The 21666-nt window shown below is 42.6% G+C and carries 15 protein-coding genes; 12 read left to right on the forward strand and 3 right to left on the reverse strand.

The window, feature by feature from the left end:
• Positions 1-183: 183 nt before the first annotated feature.
• From OCV60_RS11015 to OCV60_RS11055, 9 genes are all read left to right on the forward strand, one after another.
• On the forward strand, positions 184-1977 hold the full coding sequence (locus OCV60_RS11015) for an ammonium transporter (RefSeq protein WP_181985727.1): 1794 nt from the start codon (positions 184-186) through the stop codon (positions 1975-1977).
• 347 nt (positions 1978-2324) lie between these two features.
• The gene (locus OCV60_RS11020) at positions 2325-2789 is read left to right on the forward strand and encodes an Hsp20/alpha crystallin family protein (protein WP_021943565.1); all 465 of its coding nucleotides are present in this window, start codon (positions 2325-2327) and stop codon (positions 2787-2789) included.
• Between the two features lie 83 nt (positions 2790-2872).
• Positions 2873-2998, forward strand: coding sequence for a hypothetical protein (locus OCV60_RS11025; RefSeq protein ID WP_021943566.1), 126 nt, complete (start codon positions 2873-2875; stop codon positions 2996-2998).
• 218 nt (positions 2999-3216) lie between these two features.
• On the forward strand, positions 3217-4200 hold the full coding sequence (locus OCV60_RS11030) for a hypothetical protein (RefSeq protein ID WP_173789137.1): 984 nt from the start codon (positions 3217-3219) through the stop codon (positions 4198-4200).
• A gap of 109 nt (positions 4201-4309) precedes the next feature.
• Positions 4310-4837 (forward strand): phosphatase PAP2 family protein, encoded by a 528-nt coding sequence (locus tag OCV60_RS11035; protein ID WP_117785382.1) that lies wholly within the window; start codon positions 4310-4312, stop codon positions 4835-4837.
• A gap of 142 nt (positions 4838-4979) precedes the next feature.
• Positions 4980-7397: an HAD-IC family P-type ATPase gene (locus OCV60_RS11040; RefSeq protein ID WP_262530166.1), complete on the forward strand. Its 2418-nt coding sequence runs from the start codon at positions 4980-4982 to the stop codon at positions 7395-7397.
• A gap of 138 nt (positions 7398-7535) precedes the next feature.
• Positions 7536-8018, forward strand: coding sequence for a flavodoxin (locus tag OCV60_RS11045; protein WP_262530167.1), 483 nt, complete (start codon positions 7536-7538; stop codon positions 8016-8018).
• A 186-nt stretch (positions 8019-8204) separates the two neighbouring features.
• Positions 8205-8855: a TetR/AcrR family transcriptional regulator gene (locus tag OCV60_RS11050; RefSeq protein ID WP_243000412.1), complete on the forward strand. Its 651-nt coding sequence runs from the start codon at positions 8205-8207 to the stop codon at positions 8853-8855.
• Positions 8856-8914: 59 nt separating this feature from the next.
• Positions 8915-14821 carry a leucine-rich repeat protein gene (locus OCV60_RS11055; protein ID WP_262530168.1) on the forward strand — a complete coding sequence of 1969 codons (5907 nt, stop codon included), beginning with the start codon at positions 8915-8917 and terminating at the stop codon, positions 14819-14821.
• A 90-nt stretch (positions 14822-14911) separates the two neighbouring features.
• Here the strand turns inward: OCV60_RS11055 and OCV60_RS11060 are convergent, their stop codons facing one another.
• The 3 genes from OCV60_RS11060 to OCV60_RS11070 are packed head-to-tail and all read right to left on the reverse strand — an operon-like array spanning position 14912 to position 16905.
• Positions 14912-15811, reverse strand: coding sequence for a TlpA disulfide reductase family protein (locus tag OCV60_RS11060; RefSeq protein WP_262530169.1), 900 nt, complete (start codon positions 15809-15811; stop codon positions 14912-14914).
• A 52-nt stretch (positions 15812-15863) separates the two neighbouring features.
• Positions 15864-16769 (reverse strand): 4Fe-4S binding protein, encoded by a 906-nt coding sequence (locus OCV60_RS11065; protein ID WP_262530170.1) that lies wholly within the window; start codon positions 16767-16769, stop codon positions 15864-15866.
• Complete coding sequence (locus OCV60_RS11070; protein ID WP_117785383.1) at positions 16762-16905, reverse strand: CD1871A family CXXC motif-containing protein; 144 nt, start codon at positions 16903-16905, stop codon at positions 16762-16764. The genes OCV60_RS11065 and OCV60_RS11070 overlap by 8 nt, the downstream gene beginning before the upstream one ends.
• Positions 16906-17045: 140 nt before the next feature.
• Between OCV60_RS11070 and OCV60_RS11075 the strand changes: the two genes are divergently transcribed.
• From OCV60_RS11075 to clpB, 3 genes are all read left to right on the forward strand, one after another.
• Positions 17046-17684: a response regulator transcription factor gene (locus OCV60_RS11075; protein WP_243863414.1), complete on the forward strand. Its 639-nt coding sequence runs from the start codon at positions 17046-17048 to the stop codon at positions 17682-17684.
• Positions 17681-18829: a HAMP domain-containing sensor histidine kinase gene (locus OCV60_RS11080; RefSeq protein ID WP_262530171.1), complete on the forward strand. Its 1149-nt coding sequence runs from the start codon at positions 17681-17683 to the stop codon at positions 18827-18829. The genes OCV60_RS11075 and OCV60_RS11080 overlap by 4 nt, the downstream gene beginning before the upstream one ends.
• 147 nt (positions 18830-18976) lie before the next feature.
• Positions 18977-21553, forward strand: a complete 2577-nt coding sequence (clpB, locus tag OCV60_RS11085) for an ATP-dependent chaperone ClpB (RefSeq protein ID WP_021943576.1) — start codon at positions 18977-18979, stop codon at positions 21551-21553.
• Positions 21554-21666: the final 113 nt, after the last annotated feature.

The raw sequence follows: 21666 nt of genomic DNA on the forward strand, positions 1-21666 counted from the left end.
GTAGTGCCTTTTTCTTTTATCGGGAGGTATAAGTTCCCCGGTACAGGACAAAGAAAAACCTGATATCCGGCTATACGCGCGGACCGGATGAGAGGAAAAATGAAGTAAAATGCGATGCAATGGGGCGTCTGTTAAGGATAAGTCTCCATGTATCGCATTTTTGAGTTTTAGGAGGTAAGAACTATGACAAGTGAAATTTTAGATGCAATTTCTGGTGAAGTGTACGGTGTCTGGTTCCTGATCGGAGCGGCATTGGTATTCTGGATGCAGGCAGGATTTGCGATGGTAGAGACAGGATTTACCAGAGCAAAGAATGCCGGAAACATTCTGATGAAAAACCTGATGGACTTCTGTATTGGTACAGTTGTATTTATCCTTCTTGGTTTTGGACTCTTACTTGGTGAAGACATGGTTGGTTTGATCGGTAAACCGGGATTTGACATATTTACTGATTATGCAAATTTTGACTGGTCCAACTTCGTATTTAACTTAGTGTTCTGTGCAACAACAGCGACAATCGTATCCGGTGCGATGGCAGAACGTACAAAATTCATTTCTTATTGTGTATATTCAGCAATTATCTCAGCAGTTATTTATCCGATTGAGGCACACTGGACATGGGGCGGCGGCTGGTTGGCTCAGATGGGCTTCCATGATTTTGCCGGTTCTAACTGTATTCATATGGTTGGTGGTATCTGTGCATTGATCGGTGCAGCAATCCTTGGACCTCGTATCGGTAAGTTTGTAAAGGGCAAGGATGGTAAGGTTGAAAAAGTAAATGCATTCCCTGGACATAACCTTCCGATCGGTTGTCTCGGTGTATTTATTCTCTGGCTTGGCTGGTATGGATTCAATGGTGCAGCAGCAACAACCGTTTCAGAACTTGGTTCCATATTCGTAACAACAACAATTGCTCCTGCTGTTGCAACAGTTGTAGCAATGATCATTACCTGGGTAAAATATGGTAAGCCTGATGTTTCAATGTGTCTGAATGCATCTCTTGCAGGTCTGGTAGCAATTACAGCTCCTTGTGATGTCTGTGATGCTTTCGGTGCTATCGTGATCGGTGCTGTTGCCGGTGTATTGGTTGTATTCGGTGTATGGCTCTTAGATTACAAATTACATATTGATGATCCTGTAGGTGCTGTTGCAGTTCACTGCTTAAATGGTATCTGGGGAACAATCGCAGTTGGTCTTTTCGCTACAGATACAGCTCCTGCATTTGCAAGAGGTATCGGTGATGGCGTAACATATGGTGCAAACCAGATTGCAGCCAAAGGTTTATTCTATGGCGGTGGTTTCAAGCAGCTCGGTATTCAGTTCGTAGGTATGGGCGCGACCATCCTCTGGACAGCAGTTACGATTACAATTGCATTCCTTCTTATTAAAAAGATCTTCGGCCTTCGTGTATCAGAGGAAGAGGAAATTGTTGGTCTGGATTCATGCGAGCATGGTCTTCCATCTGCATATGCCGGCTTCAGTATCGTTGATGTATCAAATACAATGACAATGGATGTAAATGAAAATACAGATCTTGGTGTAGCTGATTATGATAAGGCTTCTGACACATTAAAGAATGTAGCAGTCAAGGTTGCGGAAGCTCCTGTTACAGCATCTCCAAGCGGTATCTACAAGGTAGTTATCATTGCAAAGCTTGCACGGTTTGAGATCTTAAAGAAAGCTTTAAATGACCTCGGTGTTACAGGTATGACAATGAATCAGGTTATGGGCTGTGGTATCCAGAAGGGTGCCGGCGAGATGTACCGTGGTGTTGAATTAGATGCAACCCTTCTTCCAAAGGTTAAGGTAGAAGTCGTAGTCAGCAAGATTCCTGTCAGTGCAGTTATTGAAGCTGCTAAGAAGGCTCTGTATACCGGACATATCGGTGATGGTAAGATCTTCGTATACAGTGTTGATAAGGTTGTTAAGGTTCGTACCGGTGAGGAAGACTTTGCAGCTTTACAGGATGTAGAGTAAATTACAAATAACCTATAATTATATAGAAGAAAGAGCCAGACCGGTGAGTGCCGGTCTGGCTTTTTCTTTTAAGTGTAGAAATGGAAATCAGATAGTTCACAAAATCTTCACACAAAATTAGCACTCGACTATTGACAGTGCTAATAAACGGTGCTATAACATAACTAAAGATAAGGAAAGGGATTAAGAAAGAAGATAAAAGAAAGAATCCCGGAACTTATAACATACAAATTCGACACCTCAGGTTTCTCTGACAGTGCTAAACATACAAAAGTCTAAGTGCCTCAAGGTTCCATAAGGAGCTGAGATTTCCGACACTGGTTTGAAATTGAAAGGAGTAATGACTTATGTTAAGACCTAGTATTTTTGGAGAAAGTTTATTTGATGATTGGATGGATGATTTCCCATTCGGTAAGGAATTTGAAAAGGAAATGTTTCCGGAGAAAAGCCCGTTGTATGGCAAACATGCTAAGAACATGATGAAGACGGATGTCCGTGAAACAGATGACAGCTATGAAGTAGACATTGATCTTCCTGGATTTAAGAAGGATGAAGTAAATGTCAAACTGGAAGATGGCTACATCACCATTTCCGCTGCAAAAGGTCTGGATAAGGATGAGAAAGATAAGAAGAACGGTAAGTATATCAGACGTGAACGTTATGCCGGCAGCATGAGCAGAAGTTTCTATGTTGGTGACGGTATCAGTCAGAAGGATATACATGCAAAATATGAAAGTGGTATTCTTCGTCTGACCCTTCCAAAGAAAGCACCGGAAGCAATCGAAAAGGAGAACTTCATTGCCATCGAATAAAATGTGTTGATATCGAGCCGTGCGAATAAAAAACATGACCCCTTATGTATATGTATACAGATATAAGAAAGGGAGTGTAGATCATGGATAAGAATCCAAAGCATCCATTGAAGAAAAAGAAAGCAGTTCAGAAGGTATGTGCAACAGCTAATCATAATGCACAGGAGGTTGAAGCTGCAGCACCAAAGTCAAAGAAACATACTTATTAGAGTGAATAAATCAACAAATAAAGAAAAGGTTCCCCGCATTTGCCTGTAGCCCGAAGAACTACAGGAGACAAGTGCGGGGGATTTTTTTGCTTTATAGGAACAGAAGTATCATCGGAAGCATTTTCATCGAAGGCATTTGGTGACAAAATCGAAAAAATATACATGGAGGAGTGCAAAAAAACACAGTTCTGTGATACTCTATAAACGGAGGTGGTTTTATGCAGGAACAAAAAGGAGCAAAAATAGGAGCATTTGTTTTCTTTTGCTTTGGTGTGATGATGCTTGCCCTCGGAGTCTGGGGCATAACAAACCTGTATGATCAGGGAGGAATCTTAACATGGGGGATCGTACTTGGATTCGGATTGATATTTGCATTGACAGGAATCGTATTGTTTATTAATTCGATGGAAAGTGTATCCAATCGGGTCAAACAATTACTGGGTTGCATTCTGGGAACTTTGGTATTCATGAGTTTTGGCTTTGTAGGTCTTTTTGCAAAAGGACTAGGTGTCATGAGACTTTTCCTTCTGTTTTTCGGGGGCATAGGAGTGCTACTTCTGATCCAGGGAATTCGTAACTTTATAAAAGGAGACAGCGATGATGTCGTTCAGACTTCCGGATATAACAGTCAATATGGCGAATATAATAGTCAGTCCGGATACAACAGTCAGTCCGGATACAACGGCCCATATGGTGTGTATGGCAGCCAACCCGCAGACATAATAATAGAAAATAGCGAGAGAACATCACCATGGGCTACAGATACCGGGCAGGATTCACAATGGCAGCAGGGAACTCCGGGTACACCATTTTCAGGAGATGCTGGAAAGAAGGTCTATACCAGTCAGGTAAATGATGATGCTGTAGGATATGGGAGTGGACTGTCACCGGAATTTGATCGGATGATGAACGGCATGGATATGGATCCTGCACAGCGGGAGCAGGCAAGAAAGGTTGGTTCCGCAGTTCGGAAAGGCGCGAATATTTATGCCGGAGTCATATGTATTGTAGTTGGAGCCGGCTTTATATTAGTAAATGGCATTAGTGTGCTTAGCTTTATTTTTATGCTCATTCAGACGGCCAGCCTCACGATTGTTATGGGTTCTTTGTTTCCAACGGTAATGTCAGCGGCATTGTTGATCGTAGGTGTATTCATGATTGTTCGTGGTGTAAAGATCCTCCAGGGAAAAATAAATAAGTGATACTTATCTGAAAGACATACAAAATCACTTGCATAAGTGGAGCGACAGAGCAGACCGGTAGAAATAGTTTGCGATTTACATACAGACAGGAGGACAAAAGGTGAATCAGATGGAATTAACGATTTTGGATTTTATACAGGAGCATATGAGAAATGCATTTCTTGATGTAGTGATGCCATTTGTATCGACACTTGGAAATGCAGGGTTCATCTGGATCGCACTTACGATCGTGCTGTTGATCAGTAAGAAACACAGAAAGACAGGAATCCTGATGGCACTTGCACTGGTATTTGATGTTATATTTTGTAATGGCATATTGAAGAATGCGGTAGCAAGGACAAGACCCTTTGATGTAAATACAGCGATTTCTCTGTTAGTGAAGAAGCCGACAGATTATTCATTCCCATCCGGTCATACGGCAGCGTCCTTTGCAGCAGTAACTGCATTGTTTTTTGCAAAAGAGAAATACCGGTATCCGGCACTGGTGCTTGCGGTGCTGATCGCATTTTCCAGACTATACCTGTATGTGCATTACCCGACCGATATCTTAGGTGGCATTCTGGTTGGAATTCTGTGTGGAGTAATAGCATATCTGATTACAAGAAAGAAACTGAAGTTTGGTTCAATGAACGGATAGAAAGAAAATGGGGGCTGGTTATCACCTGAATAAAGGCGAATAAAGAATTAACAAAATTTAACAATTATTTTCGTTTTCTTTCCATAAGAATGTAGTAGAATGGTGTAAAAGTTTTAAGAACACAGACCAGAGAGGAAATCTTATGGACGATACAAATGCAAATCAGATCAATCCTTCGATCCGGGGACTGACAGAAAACGAAGTAAAGAAACGAATCGAAAAAGGGCTGACGAATCAGACCGATATATCGACGGATAAAACGACGAAAGAGATCATTCTGTCGAATACACTTACATACTTTAACTTAATATTTCTTATTATCACAGTATTATTGATCCTAGTTGGTTCTTTTCGGAACCTGACCTTTCTGCCGATCATCATAGGTAATACATTGATCGGTATCATACAGGAGCTGCGTGCGAAGAAGACACTGGAAAAAATGAATTTCTTAAATGCACCTCATGCAGATGTAGTCAGAGATGGGGTTTTACAGCAGATCCGTTCGGAAGAACTGGTAAAGGATGATGTCATTTTACTGACAACCGGAAAGCAGATCTGTGCAGATGCGGTTGTTATCGATGGCAGCATTCAGGTAAATGAATCCCTCCTTACCGGTGAAGCGGACGAGGTAGAAAAGACGAGCGGCAGTTCTCTGTTATCCGGCAGCTTTGTGGTGTCCGGTGAATGTTATGCCAGACTGGAAAAGGTCGGAAATGAATCCTATATCTCAAAACTCAGCATGGAAGCAAAGACCATGGGAAGCGGTGAACAGTCCGAGATGATCCGGTCGATCAACCTGATCGTAAAATGGGTTGGTATCATCATTATACCGATCGGTATTATTCTGTTCTGGCAGAGCCATTTCGTAAATGATGACTCGATCCGGAAGAGTGTAACCTCGACAGTTGCAGCTATCCTTGGTATGATCCCGGAGGGGTTATATCTTCTTACTACGATCGCACTGGCACTCAGTACGATGAATCTGGCAAAACGAAAAGTCCTGCTGCACGATATGAAAAGTATCGAGACGTTGGCGCGTGTCGATGTGCTGTGCGTGGATAAGACCGGAACGATCACAGAGCCTGTTATGAGTATCAAGGATGTATTCTTAAGTAAGGATAGCCGGAATCCGTTAAAGACGACGGACGAATTAAAAGGGCTGCTGATTGATTATACAGCAGCGTCACAGGATAATAACGCTACGATGGAGGCATTGAAGAAATATGCCGATGAGGCAGACGGTAGTGTCGGAAAACACAGAGTACCGCTTGACCGTCTGGCATTTTCATCCAGTTTGAAATACGGCAGTATTACATTTTCGGATGGCATCTATCTGCTTGGCGCACCGGAATTCATCATGCGGGATGATTATGCGTCAATCGAGAAAGAGATCCTTCCTTATGCCGAAAAGGGAGATCGTGTGCTGTTATTTGGAAGATATGAAGGAAGCAGTATTGCAAACGGATTATCTGACAGAGTAACACCGCTTGGCTTTGTGGCACTGGCAAATCCGATCCGTGAAAATGCGGTAAAGACCTTTGCATACTTTAAGAGTCAGGATGTAGCGATCAAGGTTATATCCGGTGATAATCCAAAGACGGTATCACAGATCGCAGTTCAGGCGGGTATTGACAACGCAGAAAGTTATGTGGATGCAACGACACTTGATACGGATACGAAGATTAAGAAAGCCGTACGGGAATATACGGTATTTGGCCGTGTGACGCCGAAGCAGAAGCAAAAGCTTGTGCAGGCACTTAAAAAGCAGGGGCATACCGTGGCGATGACAGGGGATGGTGTCAATGATATCCTTGCAATGAAGGATGCGGATTGCAGTGTGGCGATGGCGTCTGGTAGTGAAGCTGCAACACAGGCAGCACAGGTCGTTTTGCTGGATTCAGATTTTGCACATATGCCGGATGTGGTATTCGAAGGACGACGGGTTGTAAATAATGTACAGCGTTCCGCCAGTCTGTTCCTTGTTAAGAATATATTCTCACTGTTGATGTCGCTGTTCTCGGTTATCTTTATGATCACCTATCCGCTGGAACCGGCACAGATCTCATTGGTCAGTATGTTTACGATCGGTGCTCCCGGATTTCTGCTGGCACTCGAACCGAACAGAGACCGGATCAAAGGACATTTCCTTACAAATGTTATGTTCAAAGCATTTCCGGGTGGCCTTACTGATGTAATTGCGGTTGGTGCGTTGGTAATCTGCGGTGAGGTATTTGCCCTGCCGGGAGAAAGCATCGGTACGATTGCAACAATGGTGCTTTGCGTTGTAGGCTTCATGATCCTGTTTAAGATCAGTGAGCCGTTAAACAAGATGAAATATGGTGTGATCGGACTGAACATCGTTGGATTTATATTCTCGGGATTTTTCCTGAAGAAGTTATTTGCATTGACCGATCTGTCAAATATCTGCGTACTGCTTATGGTGGTATTCGGATTTGCGGCAGAATCTTTGTTCCGCTACCTCACCCTGTTGGTGGAGAAGCTGCAGGAATACTATAAAAAGAAAAAGCCAAAGCTTAAGAAATATCTGGAGCTTAAATAGAGACAGGCAGCCTACAAAGCAGGGCTGCCTAATTTTTTTGAGGTCAGAAAAAATCCTTGACTTGGAGTGAAGTCAAAGGCCTATAGTGAGAAAGTAAGTTATAATAGAAGAAAAATAAAAGAAAAGGAGATCATCATTATGAGTAAGAAATTAGTAGCATATTTTTCAGCAAGCGGAGTTACTGCAAAGGCAGCAGAGAAACTGGCAAAGGCAGCAGATGCAGATCTTTTTGAGATCAAACCGGTACAGCCATATACAAGAGCAGATCTGGACTGGATGAATAAAAAGAGCAGAAGCAGCATAGAGATGGCAGATAAATCTTCCAGACCGGAAATCGCAGAAAAGGTTTCTAATATGGCAGACTATGACGTGATCTTTGTAGGCTTCCCAATCTGGTGGTATGTAGCACCAACGATCATTAACACATTCTTGGAGCAGTATGATCTGTCCGGTAAGAAGATCGTGTTATTTGCAACCTCCGGCGGAAGCGGATTCGGTAAGACAGTTGAGAACCTGAAAGGCAGTGTGGCAGCAGATACTGTTATCAAGGAAGGCAAACTGTTAAATGGCAGTATCTCAGAAGCGGAGCTTCGTGTCTGGGCGAAAGAGATTGCAGAGTAGGGGTGTTGCATATCTGGAAGAATTATATGTACCACATCCGATCGTTGGCGCGATCAAAGAGAATCCAAAACCCGGCGTAGTGCTGCTGGATGAGAAGAAATAATCAGATGTGTTTGTGCGTATTGACATCTCATTTTATTTCTTATAAAATTAATGATACAGTACGTATCAAAAAGGAACACGGTAATGAACAAATCAGAGAAACAAAAAGCAAAAGAAAATGAACGTCGACAGCGGATCCTGGATACTGCATTTCGAATCTTTGTAGAAAAGAAGATTGAAGCGGTAAGTATGGGCGAGATCGCTGAGGCGGTCGGTATCGGCAGGGCGACCTTATTCCGGTGCTATTCGAATAAGACAGAGCTTGTAATTGCAGTCTGTGCGGCACAGTGGAAAGCATATCTGGACGAGCTGGATCAGAACAGACCAATCTCATCGGTTCAGGATATTCCGGCAGTCGGACGATTCATATTCACGCTGGACAGTTATATTGAAATGTATCTGAACCATAAGGAACTGCTTCAGTACAATGATAACTTTAATCACTACGTCACACATGAGGGCGTAGATCCGGAACAGCTTGAGAAGCTTCATGCGTCGGTGTATTCGGCTGATACCCGATTGCATATGATGTATGAGAAAGCAAAGGAAGATCATACCCTTCGCACGGATATACCGGAGGATGAATTTATCCGTGTGACCGTACATACGATGATGGCAGCATGTACCTACTACGCGGGAGGCTTTATATGGGGCGCAGAGGATAACAGGGATTATATGCCGGAGTTGATACGTTTAAAGGAAATGATCATAAACTATGCGACAGCATCCGTATAACAGAATGTAGGGGTGCTAGGGATATAAGGGATACGTGCATGAATGAAAGGGAGGTAAATATGAGTAAATTAAAAACAAAGAGAAAAAAGCATTATCTGGCAGCCGCCGTGCTTGCTATGCTTGCGGTTGCGACGCCGATAACGCTTTATGGGTCTGTGACAACGTATGCACAGACGGATGACGCGGCCGGGGCAGAATCTGGTGAAGATGCTGGTGAAGTAACCAATGAAGAAACCGGATATCACTATCAGAAGACTGGTGAACCATTGGTGGAGGAAAAAGATAACAACGGAAATATATGGCGGATCTATGCAGCTGCAGAAAATACAGCAGATACGGAAGCTACGGCAGACACAGCAGCTGCAGTGGATACAGAAGATACATCAGTGAAAAAATATATTGCTACGATCACATATGGAGGCGTAGATACAAACAGCAGCAGGGCTGGTGAGTTTAGTGTATTCTCAGGTTATGCAGACGTATTTGCCAAGTACAATATCGTGCAGGTAGAAGTTGGAGAAGGACTGACATATTTTAATGTATATAGTCCACCAGAAAATCTCCAGTATGAATATATCTATCTTCCAAGTACGATGCAGAAATTAACAACAGCACTGGTGCAGCAACAGAAGAAGCTGAAGGAGATCACGATTCCGGCATCTGTTACAGAATTCAATTCAGGTTCGTTCAATCATGGCATGTTCTATATGGATGAGTCACTGGAGAAGATTACATTTGAGGAAGGATGCAAGCTTACTTCATTTGGAAAGAATGTTCAAAATTTACTTTACGGTTGTAAGTCTTTAAAAGAATTTACGGTTCCGGCTTCCATTGAAACGATACCGGAGAGGTGCTTTTATAATTCACAGTATCTTGAGACGATCCGGTTCGAAAAAGGCTCAAAGGTTGAAAGCATAGGAAAGGAAGCTTTTTATGCCTGTTGCGCTTTGAAAGATGTTGAATTAGCGGAAGGACTTACAACGATCGGAGAATCAGCATTTCGAAATCTGGATCAGATAGAGAAGCTTGTGATTCCTGGTACAGTCACAACGATTGGTATATGTGCATTTTATGACTGTGACGGATTACAGGAGATCGCAATTCCGGATTCCGTGACATCAATTGGAAAAGCAGCATTTGCATATTGCAGGAATGTTACCGATATAAAACTTCCTAATCGGTTAGAGACGATTGAAGAGCAGGCTTTCATGGGATGCTCAATGGTAACATCACTCCGGATTCCGGACAGTGTTAAGACAATTAAAAATGAAGCGTTCCGTTATATATATATAACCGAGCTGCCGTATATGCAGAACGTGACTACCATTGGAACCCGGGCATTTAGCATCAGTAGTAATCTGCGAAGCCTTGAATATCCAAAATGCTTGACGGATTTTACAGCGACTTCATTGGATGGTGGCGGAAATGCAAAAATCAGGTACATAACATTTGAAGACGGATGTGCCTTGAATACCTTGCCGGAAGGCTTATTTTCTACATATAAAGAAAATAATACAAATCTGAAAGAACAACGTGAGATTAAGCTTCCTCTTTCTTTAAAAGAGTTAAATATGAATGTATTTTGTGGTTCGTGGAACAGAACGATAGTGGAGATTCCGCACACAGATAAGGATTCTTTGCAGTTAACTTTAACAGATTATGGAACTACATCGAAAGAGACGATAGGGAAAAGCTTAAAGATGATGTATTATACAGTACATTCATTTGAGGTTTACAGATGCCTGACGGAGACCTTTGGTGTGCCAAGAGATCACATCACTTTCCATGAGGAAAAGGTGGGCTGGAAGTTGACCGGTGTAAAGGATGGCATATATACCTATACGGCAGAATGTAGTACATGTGGAGAAGTCAGCAAGAGCTTGACCTATGATGAAAATGGATTTGCAACGGTGGATGGTTCCTATCAGCCGGCTGAGCAGGTCACGGCGGAGAATTGTAAGGCGTTTGGATTAGACGAAAATTATATAGGATACTATGCAGTAAGCAATGCCGGACAGTTATACTGGTTTGCTGATTATGTAAATGGTGATGGAGATGATGCTACACCGCATCTGTCAGAGAGCGTCGTTCTCTGTGAGGATATCGAGATGAATGATACAAGCAAGTTGGATTCATGGACGATTGATACGACAGATGTGATCAACTGGCCGGCGATTGGAGCATTTAATGTAAATTTTGATAATTATAACATTGTATATCAGGGAACCTTTGACGGAAATCATAAGACGATCCGGGGATTGTACCGGAGAAATCGAGGTGAGAATAATGAGGCTGGTCTGATCGGCTATATTGGTAAATCGGGAGCATTAAAAGATCTGACGATAGAGAAATCTTTTGTAATGGGAAGTTCCGTATTTGTCGGATTAAATAACGGATCAGTAACAAACTGTACAGCGGGAGCCATGCGCACAAGGTATTGTGGACATGGTGGAGCAATCTTTGTATACAGAAATTACGGAGTTATGGATGCCTGTGTGAATACAGCAGCTGTAGATTGGATCGATACACAGCGTGAACATTGCTATGGTATTGTAATGTCGAATAACGGCGTTGTAAAAAATTGTATAAACAAGGGGAAAATCAATAATGAAGGAGGATCCTATGCCGGAGATGTGGGAGGAATCTGCGCCTGGAATCAGGGTAAGATCCTGAACTGCTCCAATGAAGCATCAATTACATCAACAGGTCATGCATCCGGTATTGTAAGAAATAACAGAGGATACGTTGCTAACTGCGTTAATACAGGAGCACTTACAGGAACATATGTCGGAGGCATTGCAGCAGGAACCGGTGCGGCAGAAGGCGGTGATGTAATAATCGTAAATCCATCCATTGGCGGATGGGATGATACAACGGGAGGATCTTCATCTGATTCAGGAAGCGGTTCTACAGGAGAAGAGGAGAAACTAATTCCGGTTTCTCTGTCACAGTATGGAATCTATTATTGTTATAATACAGGATCTGTTACAGCATCGAATAGTTGTGCAGGCGGTATTGCTGCCGATGCAATAGGCAGTAAGGGTACGATCTACGGATGTTATAATACAGGGGATGTTGAGGGTGGTTCCCATACCGGAGGCATTGTAGGAAGTGCAGAGAATGTGTTGATAAGGGACTGCTATAATTATTCAACCGATATAAGGACAACAGATGTTGCAACCAGCTTCCAGAATAATGAACCGCATGCATTTGCAGCGCCTATTGCAGGTTGTGTTTCATCTTATTTGGGAAATGCAGTGGTATCTAACTGCTACTATGTGGGAGACAGTGATGCGGAAGCTTACGGATATTCCATGGATTTGAAGGGACATAAGGTGACATTTACAGATAATGAAGCTATGACAGTGGAAGAGTTTGAATCCGGTAAGGCTGCCTGGAAGCTGCAGAATGCGGTCAATGAAGATTTGAAGGCTGCCGGAGGAAAGCAGTTATTTGTATGGGAACAGATAATAACCGGAGCGGCATTTAGTAAATATCCGAATCTTAAGTTGACAGAGAAAGAAACAGACAGAACTGTTATGCAGATGACTTTCCATTACACGACCGGTGGTAAAGATCTTGCAGGATATGGATATACAAATTATAACCATGCGGTTACCGAGGATCAGGCACCGACTGTAGCAGGAAAGAATGATGCGGTTCATACATTTGACTGGTATGAAGATAAGGAACTTACGACCTTATATGATTTTGCACATGTATTAACGACAGATGAAGATGTATATTCAAAGACATATGATCTGTATACTCTGGAATTCAAGCTGGCAGAAGGCAGTCATGCGGCAGCAAGTATCGATAAGAAGAAGGTAACAGAGATTATCACGGAGACGGATGAGACTGTTGTATTTACAGTCACACCGGATGCAGGCTACATATTAGAAAGCGTAACCTTAGACGGAGAGACGTTGGAGCCGGATGAGGATGGCAATTACACGATCTCAGGTATTAAGACAAATCATATAGTAGAGATCACGACCAAGGAAACGGAAGTTACATTTACCTACAAAGCCGGTGAACATGGAACAGTAAAATGGGTAGGTGATAAGACCGGTTCCGGTGAACTGACAGAGACGATCAAGGCAGTAAGTGGAACGCCAAAGGGAGTTCTTCCAGTAGCAGATCTTGGCTGGCATTTCGTGAAGTGGGTTGACAGCAAGGAGGGTCGTCCGTCCTATTCCATAACCGGACTCTATCCAACTGCGGTAAACGGTGTTTTTGAGGGTGAGACCTACACAGCAATCTTTGAAAAGAATATAGAGACCTACGCGATCTCCGGAACTGTTCGCGATCCGGAAGGCAATCCTGTACCGGGTGTAACAGTTAAATTAAAAGGAAACGATGATACAAAAAAGACGACATCAGCAGAAGATGGCTCTTATCGGTTCGAGAAATTAGAAGAGGCAGAATATCAGTTAGCAGCTATAAAGTACTATGAGAATAACTGGAAGGCAGAGAGTGAAACAGTCGGTGTCAGATTAGAGGAATCGGATGTAACCGGTCGGGATCTTAAGCTTTCGATGAACAGAGCGACAAATACGAAACCTGAAGGAATCATCGAGTATTACAGAGTTACTCTTACAGAGAATGCGCGGGACTATCTGGAAGAGACAGGTGGCGACGTAGTTGAAGACTCAGACTATACATTATCGGCAAGAGATCGATACAGCAATGCCCATGCGGTTGTCTATGTATATGAAGCGGTGAGGGGATTTGATGGTAACTATTATAAACTGTCTGATGAAGTGGCAGAGGCACTTAAGACGGATGGCAGATGCTATACCATTAAGAACATTGGAAAAGACTACATCATAGATGTGAAGGCAGAAGATGTGATCCCGAACCGGTATGAGGTTACGATCCCATCCGGTGGAGATGATTATACGATCCTTCCGGAGAAAGAGGGAGAAACGATCAGTTATGGCGAGGATTATTCCTTTACAGTTAAGGTTACAGACGGCCGATGTGTTCTTGTATCTGCAAATGGCACAAGGATAGAATTTGCAGATGGAAAGTATACGATCAAGAATGTGACAAAGCCACAGGAGATCACGGTAGAATTTGCAGATGAACATACCTGGGAAGAATGGAAGACCGTTACACCTGCTACTTATGATGCGGCAGGAGAAGAAGCAAGAACCTGTTCTGTATGTGGAGCAGTGGAGACAAGAGCGCTGGCACAGCTTATCTGCAAGCATGTATCAAAGCGTCTGGTAACAGATAAGAAAGCAACCTGTACGGCGGCAGGAAGCGGACATTATGTTTGTGATACATGTGGAAAGACAGTGCAGACAAATGTCAGTATAGCAGCAAAGGGTCATACCTGGAGTGCATGGACAGTGACAGTGAAGCCGACTACCTCAAAGGCAGGGGAAGAAAGCAGAATCTGTTCTGTATGTAAGAAGGCTGAGAAACGTCAGGTCAGCAAGTTGAGCCAGAAAAAATATAAGATCACTTATAAGTTAAATAAGGGTAAGAATAACAAGAAGAATCCGAAGACTTATACATCAGCGAAGAAAGTTGTACTGAAAAAGCCGACCCGGAAAGGATATGCATTCAAGGGATGGTATACAAATAGTAATTATACGAAGAAGATAACCTCGATCAAGAAAGGTTCAAAGAAGAATTACACCTTATATGCGAAGTGGTCGAAGGTAAAGGTGAAGAAGGCAACCGGACTTAAGGTTACGAACACAAAGGGAAAGAATCTGGTTGTGAAGTATTCCAAGGTATCCGGGGCAAAGGGATATCAGATCACATACGCGACCAATTCTAAGTTCACCAAGAGTAAGAAGGTCGTCAATACAACGAAGAGAACGAAGACCATAAAGAAGCTGAAAAAAGGAAAGACCTATTATGTACGGGTCCGTGCATATAAGAAGGATTCCACAGGCAGGAAAGTATATGGTAAATACAGTAAAGTAATGAAGGTCAAGATAACAAAATAAGATCAAGACAAAGGAGCATGATTAAGAATGCAATCAGGGGCAGGATAAAAAGTTTGCTTTTTATCCTGCCCCTGAATCTGATTATTCATTCTATTTGTCAGCATCGATTACTGTTTGAATCTGTTTCATAAGAGTGTCATAGTTATTCTGGTCATCGATACCGCCGAGCATAGGATCGCCGACAATATTACCATTTCTGTCGACAAGTATGGTTGTAGGAAATGCCATGATGTCGGAGGCATATTTACCTGCGTTTGAATCAGAGTCAATGGAAATATTGCGGTATTTGGCACCCTGACTGTCAAGAATGGCTGCAGCTTCTTTGATAGCATCTTCGTTTCCGTCAAAGGTCTCTGTGTTGATACCTACTACTTCGCCTCCCATCGATTTGATGGCATCGTTTAATTCATTAAGCTTGGATAATTCTGCGACACAAGGTTTGCAGCCAGTAAACCAGAAATTAACGACAGTTACTGCATTATTGGAAAACAGGCTTTCGTCAACAGAATTACCATCAAAATCCTTGCCGGAGAAACTTTTGAAAGGTGTGATTTCTTCGGAACTGTCGTTCTGGTCGGTGCTTTCTGATCCTGTATTATTATTTTCGATTTCGGATATCTGCTTTTCAATCTGTCTGATGGTTTCAATATCATCGTTAAGTGTTTTCAGTTCATCATCTGTAAAGGATTCCTTGTTTGATTCCACGGTGCCGGCCAGATAATCGGCATAATCTCCGCTTGGATCAGCGCTGCTTTTATTCATCATGCCAAATACCTTGTTCCATACATCCTGGTGATTTGCAAAGATCTGGTTCTCCTGCTGATATAAATCATCCAGCTTCGTGTTGGAATTGTCCGCAGCTTCAGTGGTGGCTTCTGTCTGGGTTTTTTGTGAACTCTCAGTTGTGGCAGATCCTGATCCGCTACATGCTGTGAGAGATAATGCTGCACAGAGAGTGATAATAGATAGTAATGTTTTTTTTGTCTTCATAGATAATTGCTCCTTTAAATAATAATTTAGATAATATTAGTGTGGCTGATTGTTACACGTTGGTTTTGGAAGATTGCTTATGTCCCTTTTGGGAACATGGTCTTCCCATAAACTGATAGCAGATCGCGTCTTTTGGACAGGCCTTTATACATGCTCCGCATCGTATGCATTCCGGATGATTCGGAGTCTTACAGACATCGACGTCCATTTTGCATACCTTTGAACATTGGTTACATCCGACACATTTGCTGCTTTCAACCTTGATATTTATAAGGCTGACCTTGTTAAATAATGAATAGATTGCTCCAAGAGGACAAATCCATTTGCAGAAAGGTCTGTAGAACAAAATACTCAGTATAATAACCGTAATTAAAATAAGGCACTTAAAAGAAAAAAGCTTTCCGAGAGCAGACCGTATAGCGGTATTTCCAAGTGAAAGTGGTATAGCTCCCTCTAAAACGCCCTGTGGGCAAATATACTTACAGAAGAACGGATCGCCCATTCCTATGGAGTTCGTTACAAGCATCGGCAGAAGTATAACGAAAACGATCAGGATGATATATTTCAGGTATCTTAACGGTTTCAGTCTGGCTGTGGAAAATTTTTTCCCCGGTATTTTATGAAGCAGATCCTGAAACCATCCAAATGGGCACAAAAAACCACATATAAATCTTCCGAGGATCACACCGAGTAAAATGAAAAAACCAGTTATGTAGTACGAAAACTTAAATTTGAATGAGCCGACAACCGCTTGGAATGCCCCGATCGGACAGGCTCCGGTTGCAGCGGGACAGGAGTAACAGTTTAATCCCGGTACGCATATTGTTTTCGCTTTGCCCTGATAGATCTTGCCTTTAAATAAATTGGGGATGTGAATATTGGTAAGCAGCGTGGCAGCTGCCTGTATCCATCCGCGTATTCTGGCTGTTTTTTTTGATATTGATTTGTTCTTATCCAATTCCTACACACTCCAGACATAATTTTATTGCTTTGCTGAGCACGGCAGCCGCTTCACCTCTGACTACACCATAGCTGATCATTGCTATACCTGTGATGAGTAAAACGATCTGAGATATTTTCCTGTACTTCAAGATATTGCAGCTCCTTTCTTGATTGTGTTTGTTGACCAACTGACCTGGGTATTATACAATAGCTGATGTAAAATTTTTGTTAAGAAACAGGTGAAAGATTTTTGAGATTATTAATAGTTGAAGATGAGAAACAAATATGTGATATGGTTGCGAAAAGCCTGTATGGTGTTGGGTATGAAGTGGATACCTGTTATGATGGGGAAGAAGCTCTTGAATGTATCCTTACGGAGGATTATGATCTGATCGTTTTGGATCTGAATCTGCCCGGTATGGATGGAATGGAAATCTTAAGAGAACTCAGACGGAAAAATGAGGAGACAAAGGTTATTATATTATCTGCAAGAGGACAGATCGCGGATAAGGTTGAGGGACTGGATGCAGGTGCAAATGATTATATGGAAAAACCATTTCATATAAAGGAACTTGAAGCACGTATCAGAAGTCTGACAAGAAGAAAATTTGTGCAGAAGGATGTATGTCTGGAAAGCGGCGAGATAAGCTTTGATACGATAAAACGTGAGGCATATGCAAAAGGGAAAAAGGTTTCCCTTACAAGAAAAGAAAATGGTATTTTAGAATATCTGCTTCTCAATCTGGGAAGACCGGTAAGTCAGGAAGAATTGATGGAGCATGTCTGGGATGCATCCGTGGACAGCTTTAGTGGAGCAATCAGAGTACATATGTCTTCGCTTAGAAGAAAGCTTAAGGCAGTGCTCGGATATGATCCGATTTTGAACAAGGTAGGAGAAGGGTATAAAATACGGGAGGAGGCCGATAGATGAAAAGAATGTCGCTACAGTGGAGGCTTACATGTATAATTACATTATATATTGCGCTTATATGTGGATGTCTGACTATGCTTATTTATAAAAACGGTGTGTACTATATTGATTCTCTGCAAGAGACTGTTGATGCCAGGGGAGATGATAACGGAAGCTCTTCGGATGAAATATACATCAGCATTCCGGAGGATAACTGGGATGATTTTGCAAATGATTTTTCCGTTCAGGTGTACAATAACAAGGCAGACTACAAAAAAAACAGCCTGATAATTTCAGCCTTGCTGGCACTTCTGGGTGGTGTGGCCACGTATTTTATCAGTGGACATGCTCTAAAGCCGATTGGTAAGTTTTCTGATAAGATTGAAGAGGTACAGGCACAAAATCTGGCAGATTCGCGAATAGAAGAAAACAATGTTAAAGAACTGAACCAACTGAGTGTTTCGTATAACAAGATGCTTGAACGTCTCTCGGATGCATTTGATATACAGAGACAATTTACCGCAAATGCGGCACATGAGCTTCGAACCCCATTATCTTTAATGCAGATACAGCTTGATTCATATAATTCCAATCCGCATCCGGGCAATGATACAGATACTGAGCAAACGATAAAGATGGTTACGGAACAGAATGACAGACTCGGTAAAATGGTAAAAACCCTTCTGGATATGAGCGAGCTTCAAACTGTGGGGAGAGACGATGTAATAATGGTCAATGCTCTTGTTGATGAAGTATTGGCGGATCTGGAACCGCTTGCACAGGAAAAAAATATAAAACTTATTGGAAAATGCACGGATATAAGGATGATCGGAAGTGATATCCTTATTTACAGGATGGTATACAATCTTGTTGAGAATGCTATAAAATATAATCATTCTGGGGGACGGGTTACAGTGACCGCATATCAAAAGGAAAAACATATTTACTTGTCAATAGAGGATACCGGAAATGGAATCCCGGAGGAACTCAGGCAGCGTGTGTTTGAACCGTTCTTTCGTGTGGATAAATCCAGAAGCCGGGAACTTGGTGGTGTCGGACTTGGACTTGCGCTTGTTCATGAAATCGTAAGTGCGCATGATGGGACAATTACAGTCCGGTCTAATCCATCCGGAGGTACGATTTTTGATGTGAGTTTTACCCAGTGATCATTCTTGAAATGTGTGTGAAAAAATAAAATAAAAATAATTAGCACTCACCTATTGACAGTGCTAACAAAAAGTGTTATGTTAACTACTGTAATGAAAGTGTATCTTGAATTACAGTAGTTTTTATATGTCAGGAGGTAAATGATTATGGATATGGACAAATACACAAGAAAGTCGCTTGAAGTAATAGAAAAAGCGAAAGATAAAGCCCTGGAATATGATAATCAGGAGCTTGCACAGATTCATTTACTTGCAGGATTGCTTGAGATAGACGAAAGCCTTATTTCGAAGATTTTTGAAAAACTCGATATAGATGTAACAGCAGCGGTAAATAGGGTGGAAGATAAGCTTGCATCACTGCCAAAAGTAAGTGGCGGAAATCTGTATGCCGGAAATAATTTTTCAAAGGCGCTCATTCAGGCTGAAAAGGAAGCAAAGCAGATGGGAGACAGCTTTGTATCGGTTGAGCATCTGTTCCTTGGACTGATCGAAAAAGCCGATTCCGATGTGAAGCCATTGCTTAAAACATGGGCGATCGATCGAAACACATTTTTAAAGGCTCTGGCAGATATCAGAGGAAATAAAAAGGTAGACAGTGAGAATCCGGAAGATTCCTATGAAGCAATGGAGAAGTTCGGATACGATCTGGTGGAACGGGCAAGAGAGCAGAAGATCGATCCGGTTATCGGACGAGATGCTGAGATACGAAACGTGATCCGGATCCTTTCCCGTAAGACCAAGAATAACCCGGTTCTGATCGGTGAACCTGGTGTAGGTAAGACAGCGGTTGCAGAAGGTCTGGCACAGCGTATTGTCAGAGGTGATGTGCCGGAAGGCTTGAAGAATAAGAAGATATTCGCACTGGATATGGGTGCGCTGGTTGCCGGTGCCAAGTATCGTGGTGAATTTGAGGAACGTCTGAAGACAGTTCTGGATGAAGTAAAGAAATCAGAAGGCGAGATAATCCTCTTTATTGATGAGCTGCATACGATCGTTGGAGCCGGTAAGACAGATGGCGCAATGGATGCAGGCAATATGTTAAAGCCTATGCTTGCCCGTGGCGAACTGCATTGTATCGGTGCAACGACACTTGACGAATACAGACAGTACATTGAAAAGGATGCCGCTCTGGAACGTCGTTTCCAACCGGTACAGATTGATGAGCCGACGGTAGAAGATACGATCTCCATTCTTCGTGGTATCAAGGAAAGATATGAGGTGTTCCATGGAGTTAAGATCTCGGATGGTGCATTGGTAAGTGCAGCGGTACTTTCCAACCGGTACATTACAGATCGTTTCCTTCCGGATAAAGCGATCGACCTTGTCGATGAAGCCTGTGCGATGATCAAGACGGAGTTGGATTCCATGCCGGCCGAAGTTGATGAGATCACAAGAAAGATCATGCAGCTTGAGATCGAGGAAGCCGCACTGAAGAAAGAGGAAGACCACCTGAGCAAGCAGAGACTGGCGGATATACAGTCAGAGCTTGCAGAGTTAAAGGATAAAGCAAATAATCTGAAAGCCAAATGGGAGAATGAAAAGGCAGGCGTTGAGAAGATTCGTAACCTGAAAGAGGAGATCGAGAAGATCAAGAATGATATTCAGGTTGCCCAGAGAAATTACGATCTGAACAAAGCAGCCGAATTGCAGTATGGCAAACTCCCGGCAGCTCAGAAAGAGCTGGAACTGGCAGAGCAGTCTGCATCGGAGAAAGAACGAAAGCTGGTACATGAGGTCGTATCAGAAGAAGAAATTTCGGAGATTGTATCCAAGTGGACCGGTATTCCGGTAGCCAAACTGACGGCGAGTGAAAAGAGTAAGACACTGAATCTTGCAGATGAACTTCATAAGAGGGTTGTCGGTCAGGATGAAGCTGTTGAATATGTCAGCGATGCGATCATCCGTTCCAAAGCAGGAATCAAGGATCCAAGCAAGCCGATCGGCTCATTCCTGTTCCTTGGACCAACCGGTGTAGGTAAGACAGAGCTTGCAAAGACACTGGCAGAAGCTTTATTTGATAATGAACAGAACATGGTTCGTATCGATATGAGTGAATATATGGAGAAATACAGTGTATCCAGACTGATCGGAGCGCCTCCTGGATATGTAGGCTACGATGAAGGCGGACAGCTTACCGAGGCAGTCCGTAGGAAACCATATTCGGTTGTCTTGTTCGACGAAGTAGAGAAGGCACACCCGGATGTATTCAATGTATTATTACAGGTATTAGATGATGGACGTATCACGGACTCACAGGGCAGAACGGTAGACTTTAAGAATACGATCATCATCATGACATCGAATATCGGTGGTGTGGATATCGCAGAAGGCGGTGGCGAGATCACGGATGAGATACGGGAGACAGTTATGAACAAACTGAAACAGCACTTCCGTCCGGAGTTCCTGAACCGTATCGATGAGACCATCATCTTCAAGTCATTAAGCAAAGAGAACATTGGCAGTATCGTTGATCTTATGGTCAAGGATCTGAACAAACGTCTGGCTGGACAGGAGATCACGATCAAGCTTACGGATGAGGCTAAGAGTGCGATCATCGATCAGGGCTATGATCCGGTCTATGGTGCAAGACCATTGAAGCGTTTTATTCAGAAGAATGTTGAGACACTGGTTGCCCGTATGATCCTTGCAGGTGAAGTATCCACCCAGTCAGCGATCATCATTGACTATGACGGTCAGAAATTGACAGCCGGAAATGAGAAGTAGTAATATAAACAGGTAGTAAATGCCTGGTGACAACTAAAATAAGCATGATAAAAGGGATTGGCATTGAAAATATTTTTCGGTGTCAGTCCCTTTAATCTTATTTTAATGATGGT

The sequence above is a fragment of the Coprococcus ammoniilyticus genome (assembly GCF_025567345.1).
Classification (GTDB): Bacteria; Bacillota; Clostridia; order Lachnospirales; family Lachnospiraceae; genus Coprococcus; species Coprococcus ammoniilyticus.

Bases quoted from the DNA above. Each gene is read 5' to 3' on its own strand.
- OCV60_RS11035 (WP_117785382.1), top strand. From the start codon at position 4,310: ATGGAATTAACGATTTTGGATTTTATACAGGAGCATATGAGAAATGCA.
- OCV60_RS11080 (WP_262530171.1), top strand. From the start codon at position 17,681: ATGAAAAGAATGTCGCTACAGTGGAGGCTTACATGTATAATTACATTA.
- OCV60_RS11020 (WP_021943565.1), top strand. From the start codon at position 2,325: ATGTTAAGACCTAGTATTTTTGGAGAAAGTTTATTTGATGATTGGATG.
- clpB (WP_021943576.1), top strand. From the start codon at position 18,977: ATGGATATGGACAAATACACAAGAAAGTCGCTTGAAGTAATAGAAAAA.
- OCV60_RS11040 (WP_262530166.1), top strand. From the start codon at position 4,980: ATGGACGATACAAATGCAAATCAGATCAATCCTTCGATCCGGGGACTG.
- OCV60_RS11045 (WP_262530167.1), top strand. From the start codon at position 7,536: ATGAGTAAGAAATTAGTAGCATATTTTTCAGCAAGCGGAGTTACTGCA.
- OCV60_RS11075 (WP_243863414.1), top strand. From the start codon at position 17,046: ATGGTTGCGAAAAGCCTGTATGGTGTTGGGTATGAAGTGGATACCTGT.
- OCV60_RS11015 (WP_181985727.1), top strand. From the start codon at position 184: ATGACAAGTGAAATTTTAGATGCAATTTCTGGTGAAGTGTACGGTGTC.
- OCV60_RS11055 (WP_262530168.1), top strand. From the start codon at position 8,915: ATGAGTAAATTAAAAACAAAGAGAAAAAAGCATTATCTGGCAGCCGCC.
- OCV60_RS11025 (WP_021943566.1), top strand. From the start codon at position 2,873: ATGGATAAGAATCCAAAGCATCCATTGAAGAAAAAGAAAGCAGTTCAG.
- OCV60_RS11050 (WP_243000412.1), top strand. From the start codon at position 8,205: ATGAACAAATCAGAGAAACAAAAAGCAAAAGAAAATGAACGTCGACAG.
- OCV60_RS11030 (WP_173789137.1), top strand. From the start codon at position 3,217: ATGCAGGAACAAAAAGGAGCAAAAATAGGAGCATTTGTTTTCTTTTGC.
- OCV60_RS11060 (WP_262530169.1), bottom strand. From the start codon at position 15,811: ATGAAGACAAAAAAAACATTACTATCTATTATCACTCTCTGTGCAGCA.